General features: G+C 70.3%; 14 protein-coding genes. 8 read left to right on the top strand and 6 right to left on the bottom strand.

Features of this window, described 5'->3' with window-relative positions; genetic code table 11:
- Window positions 1-7 precede the first annotated feature (7 nt).
- The 3 genes from Afe05nite_RS36335 to Afe05nite_RS36325 form a co-directional block, all read right to left on the bottom strand.
- A complete protein-coding gene (locus Afe05nite_RS36335) occupies window positions 8-1,846 on the bottom strand; it encodes a carbamoyltransferase family protein (protein WP_203821841.1) in 1,839 nt (612 codons plus the stop codon).
- Window positions 1,839-4,061, bottom strand: a complete 2,223-nt coding sequence (locus Afe05nite_RS36330; protein WP_203821840.1) for an iron-containing redox enzyme family protein — start codon at window positions 4,059-4,061, stop codon at window positions 1,839-1,841. The genes Afe05nite_RS36335 and Afe05nite_RS36330 overlap by 8 nt, the downstream gene beginning before the upstream one ends.
- A gap of 203 nt (window positions 4,062-4,264) precedes the next feature.
- The gene (locus tag Afe05nite_RS36325; RefSeq protein WP_203821839.1) at window positions 4,265-5,293 is read right to left on the bottom strand and encodes an SGNH/GDSL hydrolase family protein; all 1,029 of its coding nucleotides are present in this window, start codon (window positions 5,291-5,293) and stop codon (window positions 4,265-4,267) included.
- A gap of 651 nt (window positions 5,294-5,944) precedes the next feature.
- Between Afe05nite_RS36325 and Afe05nite_RS36320 the strand changes: the two genes are divergently transcribed.
- The 7 genes from Afe05nite_RS36320 (at window position 5,945) to Afe05nite_RS36290 (ending at window position 13,383) form a co-directional block, all read left to right on the top strand.
- Window positions 5,945-7,099, top strand: coding sequence for a glycosyltransferase family 4 protein (locus tag Afe05nite_RS36320; RefSeq protein ID WP_203821838.1), 1,155 nt, complete (start codon window positions 5,945-5,947; stop codon window positions 7,097-7,099).
- Window positions 7,096-8,448, top strand: a complete 1,353-nt coding sequence (locus tag Afe05nite_RS36315) for a helix-turn-helix domain-containing protein (RefSeq protein ID WP_203821837.1) — start codon at window positions 7,096-7,098, stop codon at window positions 8,446-8,448. Before Afe05nite_RS36320 ends, Afe05nite_RS36315 begins: the two co-directional genes overlap by 4 nt.
- Before the next feature lie 106 nt (window positions 8,449-8,554).
- Window positions 8,555-9,664, top strand: coding sequence for a phosphonopyruvate decarboxylase (gene aepY / locus Afe05nite_RS36310; protein WP_203821836.1), 1,110 nt, complete (start codon window positions 8,555-8,557; stop codon window positions 9,662-9,664).
- Entirely contained in the window at window positions 9,651-10,814 is a 1,164-nt protein-coding gene (locus Afe05nite_RS36305) for an iron-containing alcohol dehydrogenase (protein WP_203821835.1), read from the top strand. Before aepY ends, Afe05nite_RS36305 begins: the two co-directional genes overlap by 14 nt.
- Window positions 10,815-10,833: 19 nt before the next feature.
- Window positions 10,834-11,712, top strand: a complete 879-nt coding sequence (locus Afe05nite_RS36300) for a TolB family protein (protein ID WP_203821834.1) — start codon at window positions 10,834-10,836, stop codon at window positions 11,710-11,712.
- 34 nt (window positions 11,713-11,746) lie between these two features.
- Entirely contained in the window at window positions 11,747-12,574 is an 828-nt protein-coding gene (locus tag Afe05nite_RS36295) for a class I SAM-dependent methyltransferase (protein ID WP_203821833.1), read from the top strand.
- Window positions 12,575-12,648: 74 nt separating this feature from the next.
- A complete protein-coding gene (locus tag Afe05nite_RS36290; protein WP_203821832.1) occupies window positions 12,649-13,383 on the top strand; it encodes an adenylate kinase family protein in 735 nt (244 codons plus the stop codon).
- A 115-nt stretch (window positions 13,384-13,498) separates the two neighbouring features.
- Here the strand turns inward: Afe05nite_RS36290 and Afe05nite_RS36285 are convergent, their stop codons facing one another.
- From Afe05nite_RS36285 to Afe05nite_RS36275, 3 genes are read right to left on the bottom strand one after another with little or no spacing between them, the layout of a single operon-like run.
- The gene (locus Afe05nite_RS36285) at window positions 13,499-14,206 is read right to left on the bottom strand and encodes a nucleoside/nucleotide kinase family protein (RefSeq protein WP_239118458.1); all 708 of its coding nucleotides are present in this window, start codon (window positions 14,204-14,206) and stop codon (window positions 13,499-13,501) included.
- Window positions 14,206-15,558 (bottom strand): LLM class flavin-dependent oxidoreductase, encoded by a 1,353-nt coding sequence (locus Afe05nite_RS36280; RefSeq protein ID WP_203821831.1) that lies wholly within the window; start codon window positions 15,556-15,558, stop codon window positions 14,206-14,208. The genes Afe05nite_RS36285 and Afe05nite_RS36280 overlap by 1 nt, the downstream gene beginning before the upstream one ends.
- Entirely contained in the window at window positions 15,558-16,292 is a 735-nt protein-coding gene (locus Afe05nite_RS36275; RefSeq protein WP_203821830.1) for an adenylate kinase family protein, read from the bottom strand. The genes Afe05nite_RS36280 and Afe05nite_RS36275 overlap by 1 nt, the downstream gene beginning before the upstream one ends.
- A gap of 595 nt (window positions 16,293-16,887) precedes the next feature.
- Between Afe05nite_RS36275 and Afe05nite_RS36270 the strand changes: the two genes are divergently transcribed.
- Entirely contained in the window at window positions 16,888-18,783 is a 1,896-nt protein-coding gene (locus Afe05nite_RS36270; RefSeq protein WP_498371348.1) for an asparagine synthase-related protein, read from the top strand.

The following is an 18,783-nucleotide window of genomic DNA, read 5'->3' as shown; positions in this document are numbered from 1 at the left end:
TGGGCGCTCAGTCCAGGGGAATCTCGGATCGCCAGTCACTCTCCTCGGACCAGGGCGGCTGCTCACTCTTGTGGAGCACGAAGTCGCCCATGACGAGCGTGTCGATGTTCGTGCGCATGAAGCAGGTGTAGGCGTCGTGCGGCGAGTTCACGATCGGCTCGCCGCGGACGTTGAACGAGGTGTTGACCAGGACCGGGCAGCCGGTCCGCTCCCGGAACGCGGTCAGCAGCGCGTGAAAGCCCGGATTGCCGTCGGCCGTGACCGTCTGCACCCGGGCCGAACCGTCCACATGGGTGACCGCGGGAATCGTCGAGCGCGGTACCCGCAACAGGTCGATGCCGGTGGCGCCGGTGTCGGTGACCGGCACCTGCCGGGCCGCCGCCACCTGCGCCACCAGCAGCATGTACGGGCTCTCCTGGCCCAGATCGAAGTAGTCCTTGACCTCCGAGGCCAGCACCGCGGGGGCGAACGGGCGGAAGGACTCCCTGAACTTGATCTTCAAGTTCATCGCGGACCGCATCGACGGGTCGCGGGCGTCGCCCAGGATGGACCGGGCGCCCAGGGCCCGCGGACCGAACTCCATCCGGTCCTGGAACCAGCCGACGATCCGGCCCGAGGCCAACTCCGCCGCGACGGCGCCGGGCAGGTCGCCGGGCTCCAGCCGCTGGTGCGGGATCTGCCGGCCGTCCAGGTAGGCGGCGATCTGGGCCGAGGTGAACGACGGGCCCAGCAGCGCTCCGGACATCGCGTCGCGGCCGCGGCCGGTGTGCTCGCGTCTCGCCCCGTTTGTCATCGCCACCGCGAGCGCGGCACCGAGCGCTCCGCCGGCATCACCGGCCGCGGGCTGGACCCAGACCTCGTCGAAGATCCCGCTCTCGACGATCTTCCCGTTGGCGACGCAGTTGAGGGCGACGCCGCCGGCCAGGCACAGGACGGACTCCCCGGTGCGGTCCCGAGCCGTCCGGGCCAGGCGGAGCATGACCTCCTCGGTGACCTTCTGGACCGACGCCGCGAGGTCGAACTCGCGCTGGGTCAGCGGCCCCTCCGCGGTCCGGCGTGGACCGCCGAACAGCTTCTCGAACGCCCGCCCGGTCATGACCTGCCCTCGCAGGTACGCGAAGTAGCCCATGTTCAGCCGGAACGAGCCGTCCGGTTTGACGTCGATCAACCGCTCGAGGATCAGCTCGGCGAACCGCGGCTCGCCGTACGGGGCCAGCCCCATCAGCTTGTACTCACCGGAGTCGACCTTGAACCCGCAGAAGTATGTGAACGCGGAGTAGAGCAGGCCCAGCGAGTGCGGGAACCGGATCTCGGCCAGGGACGTCAGCTCGGTGCCCCGGCCGTGCCACAGCGTGGTGGTCGCCCACTCCCCCACACCGTCCACGCACAGCACCGCGGCCGAGTCGTACGGGCTGGGAAAGAACGCCGAGGCCGCGTGGGACTCGTGGTGCCGGCGGGCGACGATGCCGGGCACCGGGCCGCGACCCAGCGACGCCAGCTCGCGCCGGACGTTGCCGAGCGCGTCGAGTTTGCCGCCGGTGCCCAGCCAGCCCGGGATCGTCTCGCGGAAGGACGCGAACCCGGTCGGCGCGGCGCCGATCAGGGTGGCGAGCACCCGGCGGAACTTGAGCCGGGGATCCTCGTAGTAGGCGATCGCGGAGACGTCGGGCAGCGAGACGCCCAGTTCGTCGAGGCAGTAACCGACCGCGCGGGCCGGGAACGACGAGTCGTGCCGCACCCGGCTGAAGCGTTCCTCCTGCGCTGCCGCGACGGGAACGCCGTCGCGCACGATCGCCGCCGCACTGTCGTGGTAGAAGGCCGAGACGCCGAGGATCAGCTCAGACACCCGCGTCCTCCCGCGTCGGTGCGGCGGCCGGGCCGGCCGGCTGCCACCGGGTCCGGCCCCGGCGAGCGCGGCGTTCGGCCCGGCGGGCCAGCAGACCGCCCGGCGGGTTGAGCGACCGGAACCCGGTCCGCACCCGTTCCCAGGCCTCGGTTCGGCTTCCCGGCCCGGACGAGTCAGGCAGCCCCGCCATCAGCGTGTCGATGGCGTCGGCGGCCCACGCCGAATGCCCCGTGGCGACGTTGTCGATGGTGTTGTGGATGTCGACGAACCGGGTGCTGAAGCCGTACTCGCGCAGGGCCTGACCGGCACGGCGGTAGGCGCCGCCCACGCCGGACAGCTCCATGGCCAGGTTGAGACCGAGTACCTCGGGCAGGAACGTGCGCGGGAAGCGTCCGACGCACAACCAGTAGACGGGCAGTTCGAAGGACTCCGCGCGGAAGCCGGGCCACTGCGCGAACTCCCGCGACGCCGTGGGTGGCAGGTCGACGTCCATCTCCTTGAGGACCGCGCGGTAGATGAGTGGGTGGTTGAGCACCGGCTCGCCGTTGCCGAGCTCGTCCCAGTAGGTGTCGAACAGCGAATGCCCGATCTCGGAGGCGGCCAGCTCGTAGTCGGTGAAGCCCTGCAGCCAGCTGCCGTCGATGAGGGTGAGCAGCGCCGTCTGCACGGCGTCGTCGATCACCGCCGTACGTGCGGGCAGTGGCGTGCCCGCGGTCGACTCGAAATCCCCGCTGTGCCGGTCGTGCTGCACCTGCAGCCAGGGTCGCAGACCCTCCGCCCCCCACTGCCGGGGTAGCGGCATCGCGCTCGCGTCGAGGCGGTGGCGTGACCGGGCCAGCCACCCCTGCGTGTACCGCAGGGACCAGTCGCGCAGTCGCGGGCCGAGCGTGCGTCCCATCAGCAGGTGGTAGGCCTCACGCAGGCTCGCCGGCTCCGGGCCGGGCGGCTCATCGTGGTCCAGCCGAGCCAGCACCTCGCCCGGCCGGCGAGGGTTCGTCGGGTGCGGCCCGGCGATCGGGGTGCGAGCGGCGTTCGCGTCCCCGGCGGGGAGCGTCTCGATCCAGCGGCTGATCACCGCGAGGTCGTCGGGCGAGAAGATCCGGAACATCGGGCCGCGCTCGCTGACCAATCCGCTGACCAGCGGGCTGCTCAGGGGGCGGCCGGGCCTGACCAGCTTGCTCCGCGCGAGGACCTCGAGGAAGGGCCGTGGATCGTCGCGGCACTCGGCCAGCCACCCCGCCAGCGGCCGCCCCTCGACCATGAAGTCGTGGTGATAGACCGAGCCCTCCCGGGACCGGAGCCGGATCAGCTCGGCCATGTCGTACGCCGGGTCGAAGGACGCCCGTAGCTGGTCGAGCAACGTCTCGTGCTGCTCGCGCAGCGCGGCCAGGGTCCAGGCGAAGCCGGCCCGCACACCGGTCGCCGCCGGCGCGCTCTCCCCCGCCAGGGCCTCGGCCACGGCCCGGCACTCCGCGGCCGGCGCGGCGCCCCCGTCCCGGGCGTGCGAGTAGTCGATCGCGGCCCAATCGGCCGGGGTGTGCGGCCGGACCAGCGTGAGCGGGGGCGGCAACCCCACGGTCCGCAGGCACAGGTCCGCGCCGATGAGCTCGGGGCAGAACTCGGCCGGTCGCCGGCTCATCAGCAGCAGCATCGCCGGCAGGCGGAACGCCGTGTCGCCGATGCGCGCGTCGCCGGCCAGGCGCGCCGTCGGCACGGCGTTTTCCGACGCCCGCAGTTGCCGCAGCAGCGCCAGGTAGGCGCTGCCCCGGGCGGCGCCGGGATGACCGGCGCCGACGTCCGAGGCGTAGAGCCGCAGGATGCGCAGGAACAGCGGCTCGTCCGCGGTACCCGGGCTGGTCAGCCACTGCAACCAGGCGCCGGCGGCCAGCCCGAGCGGAGCCCCGTCCAGCACCACCCGCCGGATCAGCCGCCGGTGGCCCTCGTCATCGGCGGGCGGGTCCAGCTCTTGAAATCGTCGTGCCGCCTCGGCCGACCAGCCGGCCGCATCCTCGATCAGTTCGTCGAGAGTCCGATCGAGGCCCTCGGCGCCGCCCCGTACCTCCGCACGGATCGCCGCGGGCAACCCGCCGCCCGGGATGGCGGCTTCCGGATCGGCGGCTCGGGCGTAGATCGTCCGGAACGCGGAGTCGATCCCGGCTCCGGGCGGTCGCGGTGTGTCGGTCACCGCGCCGGCGCTCGTCGCGACATAGTGCATAGTCACTCCCCCGTTCATGGACTCTGCCCACCTGCGCGGTGGCCGCGTGAAGGTCAGAACATCGGATAGATCGATGCGTCCTTCTTCCGGTTGCCGCGGCCCTTGCGCCGGAACAACTTGTCGATGATCTTGCGGATGAGGGACATGTCGCTGACCTCCTCGGGCAGTGCACGGACCGCGCGGTCGTGGCCGCCGGCGCCTGGCTAAGAGAGTCCGAGTGTCTCGGCGGTGACCCGGGCGACGATGTCGTGGCCGGCGTCGCTGTAGTGGACCCGGTCGACGAACATCCAGTCCTGTTCGGTGGCGACCTGCGCCACGACCGGGTTCAGGTCGAAGAACTGGATGCCTTGCTTCGCACAGCCGGCCCGCAGCGCGTCGGCGTAGGCCTGGCCGAACTCGATCGTGGCGAGGTCGGCGTAGACGTCCTCCCACGGCCCCAGCTCGGAGAGCCGGTCATTCTCGGCGAAGAGAACCCGCTCTTGCGGGGCGAGGGCGTACGGCATCCACCTGGTCATCGGCTGCAGGACGTACGAGATGCGGGTCCGCGGCCCGGCGATGCGCCGCCACAGGTCGAGCTGGCGCAGGGTGGTCTCCACCCCGGCGCCGATCACCGTGGGAACGTCATGGCGCGCGTCGTCGAGCGTCGCGATGGTCGGGGTCACGCCGCGGCGGCCGAAGAGCCGGGAGCCCTTGCGGTGGCGTCCGCGCAGTTCCGCCATCTTCTCGTAGTAGTCACCGCAGAAGAAGAAGGCACCGTGGTCGCCCTGCTGCCACTCGGGGAACCGGGCCACCATGACGGCATTGATCCCGGACAGGATGACGACCTCTTCGATCTCGCCGAGCAGGTGCCGGTACAACGCCAGGAGCAGTACCTCCTGCGTGGGGTTGAAGCAGTAGCTGCCGAAGTTGAGCCACGGCCCCGAGGGGGCATACGAGCTCCACAGCAGGGACGCCAGGGTGGCCGAGTCCGCTGAGGCTCCGACGCCGAGCGCGGTGGAGCCGCCCGCGAGGATCCGCACCGGTCCCGGCGGAATGTGGCCGGCGGCCGACGCCCTCGTCCCGTCCGGCCCGGTGCTGATCCGAAATCCGGACCTGTCGGTGTTGACCGCCGGCGAGGCGAAATCGGTCCGGTGGAAGTACATGAGGTACGGGACGTAACGACGCTCGGCCGGATCCTTCATCGCGTCGTAATCCCGCATCTGCGGTGTCAGCTCGTATCGTTTGAGATTCACGAATACTCGTCCGCCATTTCCTCACGTCGTGCGCCGGAATGCAGCGCCACGACACCGGAGGACCGTCGTTTTCACGGTAAAGGTAAGTCCATACGACTTCGCCAGCCTGCCACACCCCGTTACGCATCGGCAAGCCCCTATTCCTCGGCCGCCGGAGACTCCACGTTGGTTAGACAGATGTTGCGCCGATGTTGCCGGTTTTCGCACCACCGGAAGCGCGCGGCGCTCGCCCGCCAGGCCCTGCATTGCCCGGCCCGCCGCGCGGCAGGGTCTCCCGACCACCGAGCCTGATCCAGGGATTTACGCAGGCCAGCGTGGCTGGTACCGGCCCCGGTCAAGACATCATAGTCCACTGTGGCGCTCATCACTCGCCCGCGCGGCAACCCGGGCCGGCTCGGCCCTGATCCTGGATCCAGGTGCCGTACCGCATCCCCGGAAGCACCCGAGGCAAACACTTGGACAAGGGAAATACCACCGGGGAAACGGGGTAGCGGTAGTGATGACCGTCGCTTACAGTGCGAGCATGGAGATCGACCGGGACGAGCCGTTTACTGACACGGCGGACAGCGACGGAGAAACCGGAATAGCATTCTTCAGCACTGCTTCCGACGAGTCGGCGACTCGGCCGCAACAGCGGTAGCGCATATCACCGTGCGCATTCTCATCGCCAACCACACGCCCATTCACGGATCCGGCAGCGGAACCTATGTTCTGGCCCTGGCCACCGGCCTCTCCCGGCGCGGTCATGAAATCGCATTGCTGACGCCGCCCGGCGGGACAAAGGTCGAACTACCGCCGGGGATCCGGCACTTCGAGGCGGACGAACTGGCCGGCGAGTTCCCCTCCTTCACCGGGCACCCGTGCAGTTCCCGCCTCTACAGCCAGATGTCGCCGGACAGCCTGGCCGAGGTCACGAGCATCTGGGAGCGAGCTCTCGACAGGGTGATCGGCGCGTGGGGCCCGGCGCTCGTCCACTCCCAGCATCTGTGGTTGCTGACCAGCGCGGCGTTGAAGCTGGGGCAGACGGTCGTCGCCACCTGCCACGGATCCGAGGTGCCCTATCTCGACGCCGAGCGGTCTCGCCGGCACCGGTTCCAGGACGACCGCTCCCCAGCCGCGGTGATCTCGATCTCGCGGTTCGTGTTGGAGAACACCAGCCGGCACCTGCTCCCGGACACGGCCCACGTGGCGATCCTGAACCCCTACGACGCGCGGCGCTTCGCACACCGCCCGCGGACCGCGGCCGCCCACCGGCCCCGCATCGGCTTCGTGAACCGGCTGGTCTCGTACAAGCGCGGGGACCGGTTCCTGGAGATCACTCGTGACCTCGCCGAAGAGGTGCCCGGCCTCGAAGCCCGGATCGTCGGCGACGGCACCGAGCGACCGAAGCTCGAGCGCCTCGCGGCCTCGCTAGGCGTGCACGAGCGCACCCGGTTCCTCGGCTTCCAGCCCTTGGCGGTGATGCCGGAGGTCTTCCGTGATCTCGACGCGGTCGTCATGTGCAGCCCGTCCGAGCCCTTCGGCCTCGCGGCCATCGAGGCGGCGGCCTGCGGAACCCCGGTGTTCGTGCCGAACTCGGGTGGGCTCGGCGAACTGGCGGTCCCCCCATACATCCGCGCGTACGCCCTGGAGTCGCCGGACGTCGTCACCGAGCTCGCCCGTTTACTGGCCGAGCCGGAGACCGAGGCAAGTCGCGAGGAGCGCAGCCGCCACATCGAGGGGCGCTACTCCCTGGACGCTTACCTCGACCAGCTGGAAGACGTCTACGCCGGAGCAATCGGACACGGCCGGAGGCCACCGTCATGAGCATCGCCGACCAACCCGGTCCGGACCCGGCCTATGCCGCCCGCGCGGCCGCACTGCTGCGCGCGGCCGCGAACGATCTCAAACGCAACGACGTGTCCGCGGAGGCGGACCTCGGACTGCCGGCCGGCAGCTTCGCCGACTACACCTCCGGCCGGCTCCCGATCACCTGGGACCTGGTCGGCCGGGCCACCCGCGCATGGCCGCTCAACGAGCGCGACCTGCTGCCCATCCACGACGACACCGAGCACGGGCTGCGCGTGGTCCGGGCCAAGGAGTCGCTGGCGAGCTCGCGCATCATCGAGCGCGGCGGCGGGCCGTACTACGAGTACCGGGACACCGCGATGTCCCGGCTGGCATCCTATCGGCCGGAGTGGATCAAAATGCTCCGCGTCGTCGGCGACAACGACCCCGACAATCCCTCGGTCAACTGGAACAAGGGGCATCTGCTCTATCAGTTCACCTATTTTGTCGGGCCGGTCAATTACTACTACCGCAGCGGTGACCGGTCGTTCTGCGTTCCGATGAGCACCGGTGACTCGGTGTGGGGGCTCCCCTTCGCACCGCATTCGTTCACCGCGCGCTCAGCGACCGAGCCCGCCTACATTCTGGCCCTCACCTACGGCGGTGAGCTCACCGGAGACGCACAGCGGGAGCTGTCCGCATTCGGCCACGCCATCACCGGCTCGCTCGCGCTGACCCCCGGCGATCACGGGGCGATGCTGCGGGCGCTGATGGCGGCCCGGCTCGTGACCGTGCCGGAACTCGCGCGCCGCTCCGGCCTGACCGGGGAGCGGATCTCACAGCTGGGCGCGACACCGGGCCGGGCCGGCTGGGACGAGCTCGTGGCGCTGGCCGGGGCGCTCGGCGTGTCCGTCCGGGAGCTACTGGTCCCGCACACCACCACCGAGCACGACGTACGGCTGCAGCCCGCCGGCGCCGCACCGACGTGGGAGCATCCCGGACCGGCCGGTCCCGCGTACCGCTTCACGCAACTCGCCGGCGACCCGCTGCACCCGCACACCACCAGCCTGCAGGTCGAGGTGCTGACGTCCCGGGCGGACTCCCCGCTGCCACCGACGTACCAGCATCAGTACCTGTTCGTCCTCGGGGACGAACCGCTGACCGTGCACTGGCACCACCACGACGAGCCGTTCGCGGCCCGCCTCGAACCGGGTGACTCCGCCTACGTCATCCCCGGCATCGAGCTGAGCCTGAGCGCCGAGGCGCGTACCCGCCTGCTGATGCTGCGCATCGCCGGCTCCACCACGCCGGAGGTCCGGTTCGCCCTGGGCGCGATGCCGGCCGGCGGCCTCGGCCGCTACGTCGCCGAGGACCGGCTCTGGTACTGACCCGCACCGCACCGACATCCGCAGGAAGGACATCCATGACCGGCACCGTCCGACCCCTCGCCGCGCCGCTGACCCGAGCCACCACGTGGTGATCGCGTCCCGGAGCATGCTGGACCTGCTTGCCGCCCACGACTACGGACTGGTGACCGGCGTCCCCTGCTCCTACTTCGCGGGGCCCCTGCGACTGCTGGCCCGAGGCGAGGGGCCGCGATACGTCGCCGCGGTCAACGAGGGCAGCGCGATCGCGATTGCCGCCGGCGCGGAACTGGGGGGCCGGCTGTCCCTGGTCCTGGCGCAGAACTCCGGCTTCGGCAACATGATCAATCCGCTCACCTCGCTGGTCCTGCCGTACCGCATCCCGATGACCGTGATGGTCAGCATGCGCGGCTGGCCGGTCGCGGACCCGGGCGAACCGCAGCACCACTGGATGGGCCAGGTGGTCCCGAGCTGGCTGGACTCGCTCGGCGTAGCCCACCGGATGCTCACCGCGGACGGCCCGTCCCTGGGCGACCTGCTCGAGTGGGCACGCTCGGCCCTGGACCACGGCCGGCCGGCCTTCATCCTGGTCGCCAAGGGCGCCATTGCCGACGACGCACGGGCCGACACCCCATCGGCTCCGGCCCGCCCGTCGCCGACCCGCGACGAGGTGGTCTCGGCGGTGCTCGCCGAGGCCGGCGACGCTCGCCTCCTCAGCACGACGGGCTATCTGTCGCGCAGCCTGTTCAACCTCGGCGACAGCGAGCGCAACTTCTACATGCAGGGCTCGATGGGGCACGCCGCCGGCATCGCGGCCGGTGCGGCCCTGGCCCAGCCGGAGCGCCGCTTCATCGTCCTGGACGGCGACGGCGCCGTGCTGATGCACCTGGGCTCACTGGCCACCATCGGCCATCTCGCTCCCGCCAACCTCACGCACGTCATCTTCGACAACGGCGTCTACGACTCGACCGGCGGCCAGCCGACCGGCGGCCGGCGGGTCGACTTCGCCGCGGTGGCGCGGGCCTGCGGCTACCGCAACGCCTGGCGGGCCGACTCGATCGAGCGGCTGCGCACGACCCTGCGCAGCGCACTGGACACCGATGGGCCCTCGGTCGTCGTGGTCACCGGCTCCCCGGGCGGGCCCGCCGGGGACCGGGCCTCGTCCAACGTGAGCGTCGCCGAGATCGGAGACCGCTTCCGCAAGAGCCTGGCGGCGGGCGACCCCCGTGCCGACGGCTGACGCGGCGCTGCCCAGCCGCGTGCGGCTGGCCCCCGGGGCGGTACGCGATCTGCAGCAGGTGCTCGGCGCCGCCCGGCGGGTGCTCGTCGTCCACGGCCGCCGCTCGTTCCGCACGGGCACGGCCGCGGCGGCCGTCGACGACCTCGACGCCGAGGTGCGCGACTACGGCGGCGTCCACCCGAATCCCGAGCTGCGACAGGTACGTGAGGCGGTCGCGCTGGCCCGGGACTACGGCCCCGACGCGGTCGTCGGCATCGGCGGGGGAAGCGCGATGGACGTGGCCAAGTGCGTCGCGGTCCTCGCGCAGTCGCCCGGCGACCCGGGCGCGTACCTGCTCGATCCCGGCGCGATAGCGGCACACCGGGCCGTCGCGCTGGTGCAGATCCCGACGATCTCCGGCTCGGGCAGCGAGCTCACCAGCTTCGCCACCGTCTACGCCGGCCGGCGCAAGCTCTCCCTGGACCATCCGAGCGCGCTCGCCGACCACGTCCTGATCGACCCCGACCTGACCTCGACGGTGCCCGCACCCACCGCCGCGGCCAGTGCCCTGGACGCGCTGGCGCAGGCGATCGAGTCGGCGTGGGCGGTCGCGGCCACGGCCGAGTCGCGCCGCACGGCGATCCTGGCGCTGGAGACGCTGCTGCCGGCGCTGGACAGCGCGACACGGCACGGCAGCTTCGCCGATCCGTGGCTACGGACCGAACTGGCCCACGGGGCCGCGCTGGCCGGCGCCGCCATCAACATCACCCGGACCACGGCGGCGCACGCGTTGTCGTACGCCCTGACGGCCCGGCACGGCATCGCGCACGGCGCCGCCGTGGGGCTGCATCTGCGCTGGCTGATCGGCCACAACGCGGCGGCGACCGACATCGACACCCGTCATCCCGACGGCGCGGAGGCGCTGCGGCTGCTCGTCGCCGATCTGCGGCGGCGGTGCCTGGGCGCGATCGGCGTGCCGGTGGAGGAGTTGATCGATCGCCTGCTCGATCTGCACGGGCTGCGGAACTTCCGGATACCGCTGCGCGACTGGCGCGATGACCTCTCCTCCGGACGGGCCGCCAACAACCCGCGCCTGGTCACCCCGCAGGACGTGCTGACCGGCACGAGCGGGCGCACGACGGGCCTACCGGACGATCACGTCCTCCGGTAACACCGAGACGGGGGTATCGATGCGCCAGCTTCAGCCCGGACAGATCTGCCGGATCTGGACCGCCGGCCCCGGCGAGCCGCCGGTCGCGCGATTCGCGACATCCCGGCTGCGGCTGGAGTCACCGAACTGGCTGTCCGGCGGGGACGACCTGGTCCTCAACGGCGGCGGCCGGCTGTGGCGGCTCTCGCCGGCCACCGGGCGGCTCGACGAGGTCCCGTTCACCGGGCTCCCCCCGGTCAACAACGACCACCTGCCTGACCCCGACGGCAAGCACATCTATCTGTCCGCCTACGACCGGAAGATCTACCGGGCGCCGGTCGAGGGCGGTGCCGCGGAGCTGATCACCGACGATCCCGCGGCCGAGGTGCTGCACTTCCTGCACGGCGTCCATCCGAGCGGCGACCGGCTGGCGTTCATCGGGTTGCCCCCGGGGCAGCGGCCCGGCGAGGGCCACGGCGACGTCTTCACGGTGTCGGCGCGCGGCCGGGACTACCGGCGGCTCACCTGCGGGCCCGGGCACTCCGACGGATGTGAGTACTCACCGGACGGCGAATGGTTGTACTTCAACACCGAGATGTTCGACGGGCACGCCCAGATCGCCCGCATCCGCCCGGACGGTAGCGGGCTCGAACAGCTCACCTTCGACGACGAGGTGAACTGGTTCCCGCACCTATCACCGGACGGGAGATGGGCCACCTACATCGCCTTCCCGGCGGGCACCCGTGGCCATCCGCCGAACGTCCGCATCGACGTGCGCATCGTCGCGCTCGACGACTGGTCCGCGGCCCGGACGGTGGCCACAGTGGCCGGTGGCCAGGGCTCGCTGGACACGAACAGCTGGTCCGCCGACAGCTCCGCGTTCGCCTTCGTGAGCTATCCGGCCGCGCCACCCGAATGACGATCATCACTCAGCAAGCGAGTCTGGAGTGGAAATGACGAGTCGAGCGCAGCGGAAGAGTGCCGGGTCCTACTTCAGTGGAGACGCGGCCCACTACAACGACTCCCGCCCGGCGTACCCGCAAGCTCTGATCCAGCGAATAGCGGAAGCCATCCCCGGAGGGGATGTTCTGAACGCCGGATGCGGCACCGGTATCGAGGCTCGGCAGTTCCAGGCGGCCGGGTGCAGTGTGCTCGGAGTCGATCCGGACACGCAGCTGGCCGAGTTCGCCCGCGGCACCGGTGTGCCGGTCGAGGTCAGTCGGTTCGAGGAGTGGGAACCGGCCGGCCGCACGTTCGACGCGGTCGTCGCCGGGACGGCCTGGCACTGGGTGGACCCGATCGCCGGGGCCGCCAAGGCCGCGACGGTCCTGCGCCAGCGCGGCCTGCTGGCGGTCTTCCACCACGCCTCGCTCACCCCGCCGGAGGTGGCCGACGCGGCCGGCATGTCGCTGCCCCCGTGGACGCTGCGCTCCGCCGACGCCTACCGTCAGGCGGCGTACGCCTCCGCCTTCTCCCCGGACGGACGCCGGCGCTCCCCGTTGGAGCTCTACCAGCCGATGTTCGACACCATCGCCGACGGGATCGGCCGGACCGGAGGCTTCGGCGAGGTGGAACAGTGGCATTTCGGCTGGGAGCGGACCTTCACCCGGGCCGAGTGGCTGAAACTTCTGCCCACCCAGGGCGCCCTGGCCCAACTCACGCCGGAGCGCCTGGCCGAGGTGCTGCGCGCGGTGGGCGACGCGATCGACCGGATGGGCGGCAGCTTCGCCATGCCTTACGCCACCATTGCCGTCGCCGCGGTACGAAAGACCGCAAACTAGGCTTGTCGTGGCACGGTAGTGGTGCCCGCAGCTGTCCGCGACGATCGACGTTTCCCCGAGCGAAGGGTTCACCTGTGCCGACCACCCACGCCAGCGCGGCCGCGACCGATGGTCACGCCACGATCCCCGTGATGTTCCTGACCGGCCCGCCGGGAGCCGGTAAGTCCACCGCCATGAAGGCGTTCCGTCGCCGGTTCCCCGGACTCGTCCACTTCGGGGTCCGGGTCTTCTTCGAACGGCAGGCCGAGCTGGGCACCCAGCTCGGCCTGCGGGCCCTGGAACTGGCCGGCCCCAACCGCTGGTGGCCGGACGAACTCGTCATCGAGGGACTGCCCGGCTGGATCGACGAGAACCTGCCGACCGCCACCTGCCTGATCTTCGAGGGTGGGTATCCCCGCAACCGGTCGCACGCCGCCGACCTCGACCGCGTCCTTGCCGAGCGGGGGCTGCGGGTGAACCGCGTGGTCTACATGGACGTGCCCGACGACGTGGCTACCGACCGCGTGCTCAACCGCCAGGTGTGTGTCGTCTGTGACACCCCGGTGGCCGAGGCGATCCCGGTCCCCGGCTCGGCCTGCGAGCAGTGCGGCCGACCGCTGGTCCACCGCCCGGACGACAACGAGCAGCAGTTCCGCAAGCGTCTGAACCAGCACCGGGAGAACGCCGCACAGTTGCTGGCCCACTACGAGGCTCAGGGCGTGGTCGTCCGGATCGACGGGACCGCCCCGCCGGCCGAGGTGGCCGCGGCCCTGGAAGCGGCCGCGCCGGACACCCTTCCCGACGCACCGGCCGAGCGCCTGCCGGCCTGACCGGAGCCCTCCTCGATCGCGGGTTCCGCCGGGACCAACCCGGGGAACCCGCGACGGGCGCCCGTCGCGCCGCTACGCGCAAGGGCCGCCGGCGTCATCGAGCGTGGTGCTCGGCTCACGGCACCCGTACCGCCCAGTGAGGTCGCTGGACGTCGTCGTTGTACACCACGACATCGGCGTTCTCGGCCGGGCCGGCCTCGGCGAAGTACATCTCCTGCGCCGGGAGATAGCGGATGCGAAATCGCCGCTCGACCTCCGTGACGGTGGCCAGCCGCGCCAGATCGCGGACCCGGGCCCGCTCCATCAGACGCTCGGCCGCGGACATCACGAGGATGCTCAGATCCCATTGGCCGGCAAGCTCCGGGCGCTGCAGGAACACACCGTCGAGCAGCAGCACGGCATCCGCGGGGGCGAGAACCGCGGGCCCGGACAGCGGGGCGTCGTTGTCCCAGTCGTACACCGCGTTCCGATAGTGCCGGTCCCCGCCCGGGCCCAGCGGCTCGAGCAGCACCCGGCGCAGCGCCGGGTAGTCGAAGGAGTCCTGGTAACAGGCCTCCGGCGAGGACTTCCCGCGCCGGTAACGGACCTCCCGCGGGAACATGAAGTAGTCGACGCACGCGCGTATCACCGCACGTCCCCGGGCCCGCAGGATCGCGGCCAGTTCGTCGGCCAGCATGGTCTTGCCCGCGGCGGGCGGGCCGTCGACCGCGACCCGCACCGGGTGCCCGGGGCGGACCGCCTCGATCAACCCGATCAGCCGGTCGAGGAGCTCACCACGATCACCTGCCGCCACGTGCCGTCCCGTTTCGTCGAGTTGTTCCATCACCGCTCCCCCGCCGGACCGTCGGCCGCGTACCGGCTCCGCGGCCGGGACAGGCCGTAGTGCTCGCGCAAGGTCGTGCCGGTGTATTCGGAACGGATCAGCCGGCGGGCCCGCAGAATCGGCACCACATGTTCGACGAACAGCTCGAACCCCGAGGGCAGCGCGGCCGGCATGATGTTGAAGCCGTCCGCCGCGCCCTCGCGCGCCCACTCCTCGATCATGTCCGCGACCTGCTCCGGGCTTCCGGCGAAGGTTCGGTGCCCACGACCGCTGCCGAGCCGTTCGACCAGTTGCCGCACGGTCATCCGCTCGCGCCGGGCCAGCTCGACGATCAGCGTGAACCGGCTCTTGTCCCCCTCGATGTCGTCCACCGTCGGCAGGTGGTCGGGCAGCGGCTCGTCCAGCGGCAACAGAGCCGGGTCCAGGCCCAACTGCCGGGCCACCCGGTTGCGGCCCGACTCCGCCGAGACCAGGCGGTCCAGCTGGCCGCTCAGCTCCCGCGCCTGCGCCTCGGTCGACCCGATCACCGGCACGATCCCGGGGAGGATCTTCACCTCGTCCGGGTCCCGGCCGGCCAGCTTGACGCGGCGCTTGAGGTCCGCGTAGAACGCCTGACCGTCGGCGAGCGTGTGCTGGGCCGTGAAGACCGCCTCGGCGTGCCGGGCCGCGAAGTCGCGGCCGTCCTCCGACGAACCGGCTTGCACCAGCACCGGGTGGCCCTGGGGCGAGCGTGGGGTGTTCGACGGGCCGCGTACCGCGTAGAAGTGATTCTGGTGCTCGATGGGGTGAATTTTCGACTCGTCCGCCCACACGCCGCGCTCGCGGTCGGCGACGACGGCGTCGTCCTCCCAGCTGTCCCACAATTTCTCGACGACCGCGACGAACTCGTCGGCACGCTGGTACCGCTCGAGATGGGAGGCCTGGGAGGCCAGTCCGAAGTTGCGGGCCGAGGCGTCGCCCGCGGTGGTGACGATGTTCCAGCCGGCCCGCCCGCCGCTGATCACGTCCAGCGAGGCGAACCGGCGGGCCAGGTTGAACGGTTCGTTGTAGCTGGTCGAGGCGGTGGCGATCAGCCCGATCCGGCGGGTGGCCCGGGCCACCGCGGTGAGCACCGTGAGCGGGTCCAGCCGGCCGGCCGGGCGGTACCCCGCGCCGTCGAGGGCGACATGGTCGGCCAGGAACACCGAGTCGAACTTCACCGACTCCGCGAGCTGGGCCATCCTCTCGTGGTACTCGATGTCGAGATTGGCCAGCGGGTGGCTGCCGGGCAGACGCCAGGCCCCCTCGTGATGACCGCTGCCGTTGTTGAACAGGTTGAAGTGCAGCGGCTTGCCGTCCGATGAGCCCGCCATCAGCCGGCCACCTTTGCCGTATTCTCCGGATCGCCCTTCAGCTGTGCCGCGTCGGGTGCGGTACGCGCGGCCTCCAGCAGCGCCTGGGCCACCTCGGCCGGGGGCCGGGTCCCGTCGACGCGCACGAGGACTCCGCGGGCCTCGTAATGGGCCAGCAACTCCACCGCACCCTGACGCTGACGGGCCAGGCGCCGCAGGAACGTCGGCCGGTCGTCGTCGGGTCTGCGGACCAACTCCCGGCCGCAGTGCGGGCAGGCGGATCCGGGCACCGGGATGGCGTCGGCCACGATGGTGTCACACTCCACGCACACCTCGCGGCCGGTCACCCGCGCGGCGCAGATCTCGTCGGGCACGTCCAGGGAGACCACGCGGTTCACCCGCAGGCCCCGCTCGGCCAGCAGCCCGTCCACGGCCCGGGCCTGCGACGCGTTGCGGGGAAAACTCTCGAAGACGATGCGGGTCGCGTCCGGCAGTGTCTGGTCCAGCCAGAGCGCGATGCCCTCGAGGATCATCTCGTCCGGGTGCCAGACCCGGCTCTCGTGGAACACCGCGGCGCGCACGCCCAGCGGTGTGCCCAGCTCGATCTGCCGCTGGAAGAAGACCCGGACCCCGAAGTGATCGAGCCCGGGAAAGGAGTGGCGGAAGGTCCGCATCGCGGTCGACTTCCCCGCGCCGGGCGGGCCGGTGAGGATCATGACCGGGAGATCGGACACGGCGACGGGTTCGACTGGCATGAACGGGTCCCTTCGTACGGGTCTGGCCTGGGTCGCAACGGCCCCGGCCGGCCGCGCGGGGTTCCGGTGCCGTGCCCTCGGCCACCGGCGTTCCAGGGCTGAGAGGCTTCCGCGCCATTTCCGAATACGAGCCGGTTCCGATCAAGGCCACTGACCGACGCTTTCCACTCCCCGTGCCCAGCGTCCGCCATGAACAGGAAAGACGATCGGACAGATATCCGCATCGCCGGTATCCGCACTGTTTGTCGCAGAACCACCTGACCGGACTCGTTCTGACCAGGCCGGTTGATCTGAAGGAGATTAACATCTCCACCGCTCGTATCGTCAAGGTCCGATGTGGCCACACATCGCAACTTCCGGTTCGCGAGGCGGGTGCCGCCCGCGGCGCGATCGGGGCGCCCGGACATTTGGCACCGCCTCCCGATAGGGGGAGTGCGGCCACCACCACGGGAAATGCGGCGGCCGACCGATTCACCGCCACCCGGCGAGCCAGGACTGCCTTGTCACGCTATGGCTTCTGTGGTCGTATGACAGTGGCTCCGATCGATTCCGAACGCCGCGTCGTCCGCTGGCACATGGCCGTGCCGGTCTCCACATGCGGTCACGAGTATCGCCCGTACGGGGGGACGGGAGGGTGGGCGAATTCTGTCGTCCACGCCGGAATTATGGGGCTTCCCGGATGATCCGGACCCCACCACGGCCTCAACCGCCACCGAGTCGGACCGGTGCGGCCGAATTCGCCTCGACACATGAAGGAGCAGTTGTGTGCGGAATTTTCGGCGGAATCGGAATCTCTGAACAGGAAGCTCTGATCGCCCTCGAGAACATCCGGAGAGGTGATGACGGAATCACGGTCCGGACCTATGGAGAAGTGGTTCTGGGCAGCCGCCGACATCTCGTCAAGGATTCCGGCAAGGCCGGCGTACCGGAAGGTCAGTCGGATCAGCCTTACGATTCCGGCGTCCGCCCCGTATCACTGGTCTTCAACGGTGAGTTCTTCAACTTCGCCGAACACAAAACGCATCACCTCGCCGGTTCCTCCTTCACGACGACCGGCGACACCGAGGTCTTCCTGAAACTCTACGAGGCCGACGGAATCGACTTCCTGAAGCGTCGTGACATCGATGCGATGTTCGCCCTCGGTATCCTCGACCGCGACCAGCGCAAGCTCTATGTCACCCGCGACTGGCCGGGCCGGGTTCCGCTTTTCTACTACTACGACCGGGAGAGCCGGACGTTCCTGTTCTCCAGCCAGCTCAGCGGGCTGCTCACCCTCGACCGGGTCGACCTGAACGAGGCCCAGGAGCTGGTCCCCGGCCACTACCTCACGCTGGACCTCGACACGTTCGAGCTCAAGACCACCTGTTTCTACAAGGCCGAGCCGATCAAGAAGAACCAGGAGATCCTCGAGATCGGCCGGGAGCTGCATCAACTGCTCCAGCGCAGTGCCCGGAACCGGACGATGGGTGACGTCCCGATCTGCACGATGCTCTCCGGTGGCATCGACAGCCTGATGACGACGTACTACGTCCTGTCGAACATCGACTTCGGCAACGTCTCCTACGAGCCGACCTCGTACGTGTTCTCGGTGGAGGGGTTCGACTCGCCGGATATCCATCGGGCGCGGGCCGCAGCCGAGGGCTTCCGGGAGATCGGCCTCGTCCACAAAGAGATCCATGCGACGGCCGAGCAACTCGTCGACGACCTTCCCGACATCATCCGGCTCTTCGAGATGCGCAACATCAAGGCGCTCAGTGTCTATCCTCTGCCCATCTACTACTACCTCGCGCCGGCCATGCGAGCCGACGGGTTCAAGGTGACGATCGGCGGGCACGGGGTCGACGAGCTGTTGGGCGCCTACGACAGCTGGAAGGAACTCAAGACCCCGCACAAGGTTCAGTCCGGTCATGCCGCGCGTCTTCTCTTCATCAACAACATCTGGGAGAACATGATGCGCCGCGCCTCCATCATCTTCATGGAGCGCGGACCGATCGAGGCTCGCTTCCCGTTCCTGCGTCCGGGGGTGTGTGAATATCTTCTGGGGGTCGATCCCCAGTGGCTCAGCATCAGCTCGCGCAACGCGGAGCTGATGCTGGAGCTGATCTCCCAGCGTGCCGGCCCGCGGGACAACTGGGGACTGCAGCTGCCCTGGGTGCACGACTACCTGGTCGCCTATGTGGACGCCGGCGGCACTCGCCCGGACGGCTTCGACGAAGCTCAGCACACCGACGTGGAGAAGCTGTTCTGGAAGTTCCCGCTGATGGTCGCCGGGATGCACGCCGCCGCCGAGTCGTTCCTGCCGTTCCATCTGCTGTTCAACGCCAAGCTCCGCGGCCAGCACGGCGCCGGGATCAGCGCACTCGAGCACCGGATCGTCGAGAAATACGCGGACCTGGGCGGCAGCGACATCGAGATCTTCCGCGCGATGACGGCCAAGGCCTTCCGCCTGCGCGACGACTGGTTCGCCAAGCCGGCCCGGCCCGGCCGATGA

Origin of the sequence: Paractinoplanes ferrugineus, assembly GCF_016862195.1 — a bacterium.
Taxonomy (GTDB): domain Bacteria; phylum Actinomycetota; class Actinomycetes; order Mycobacteriales; family Micromonosporaceae; genus Actinoplanes; species Actinoplanes ferrugineus.
The sequence above is the reverse complement of the archived record's forward strand: the minus strand, read 5'-3'. Positions and strand labels throughout refer to the sequence as shown.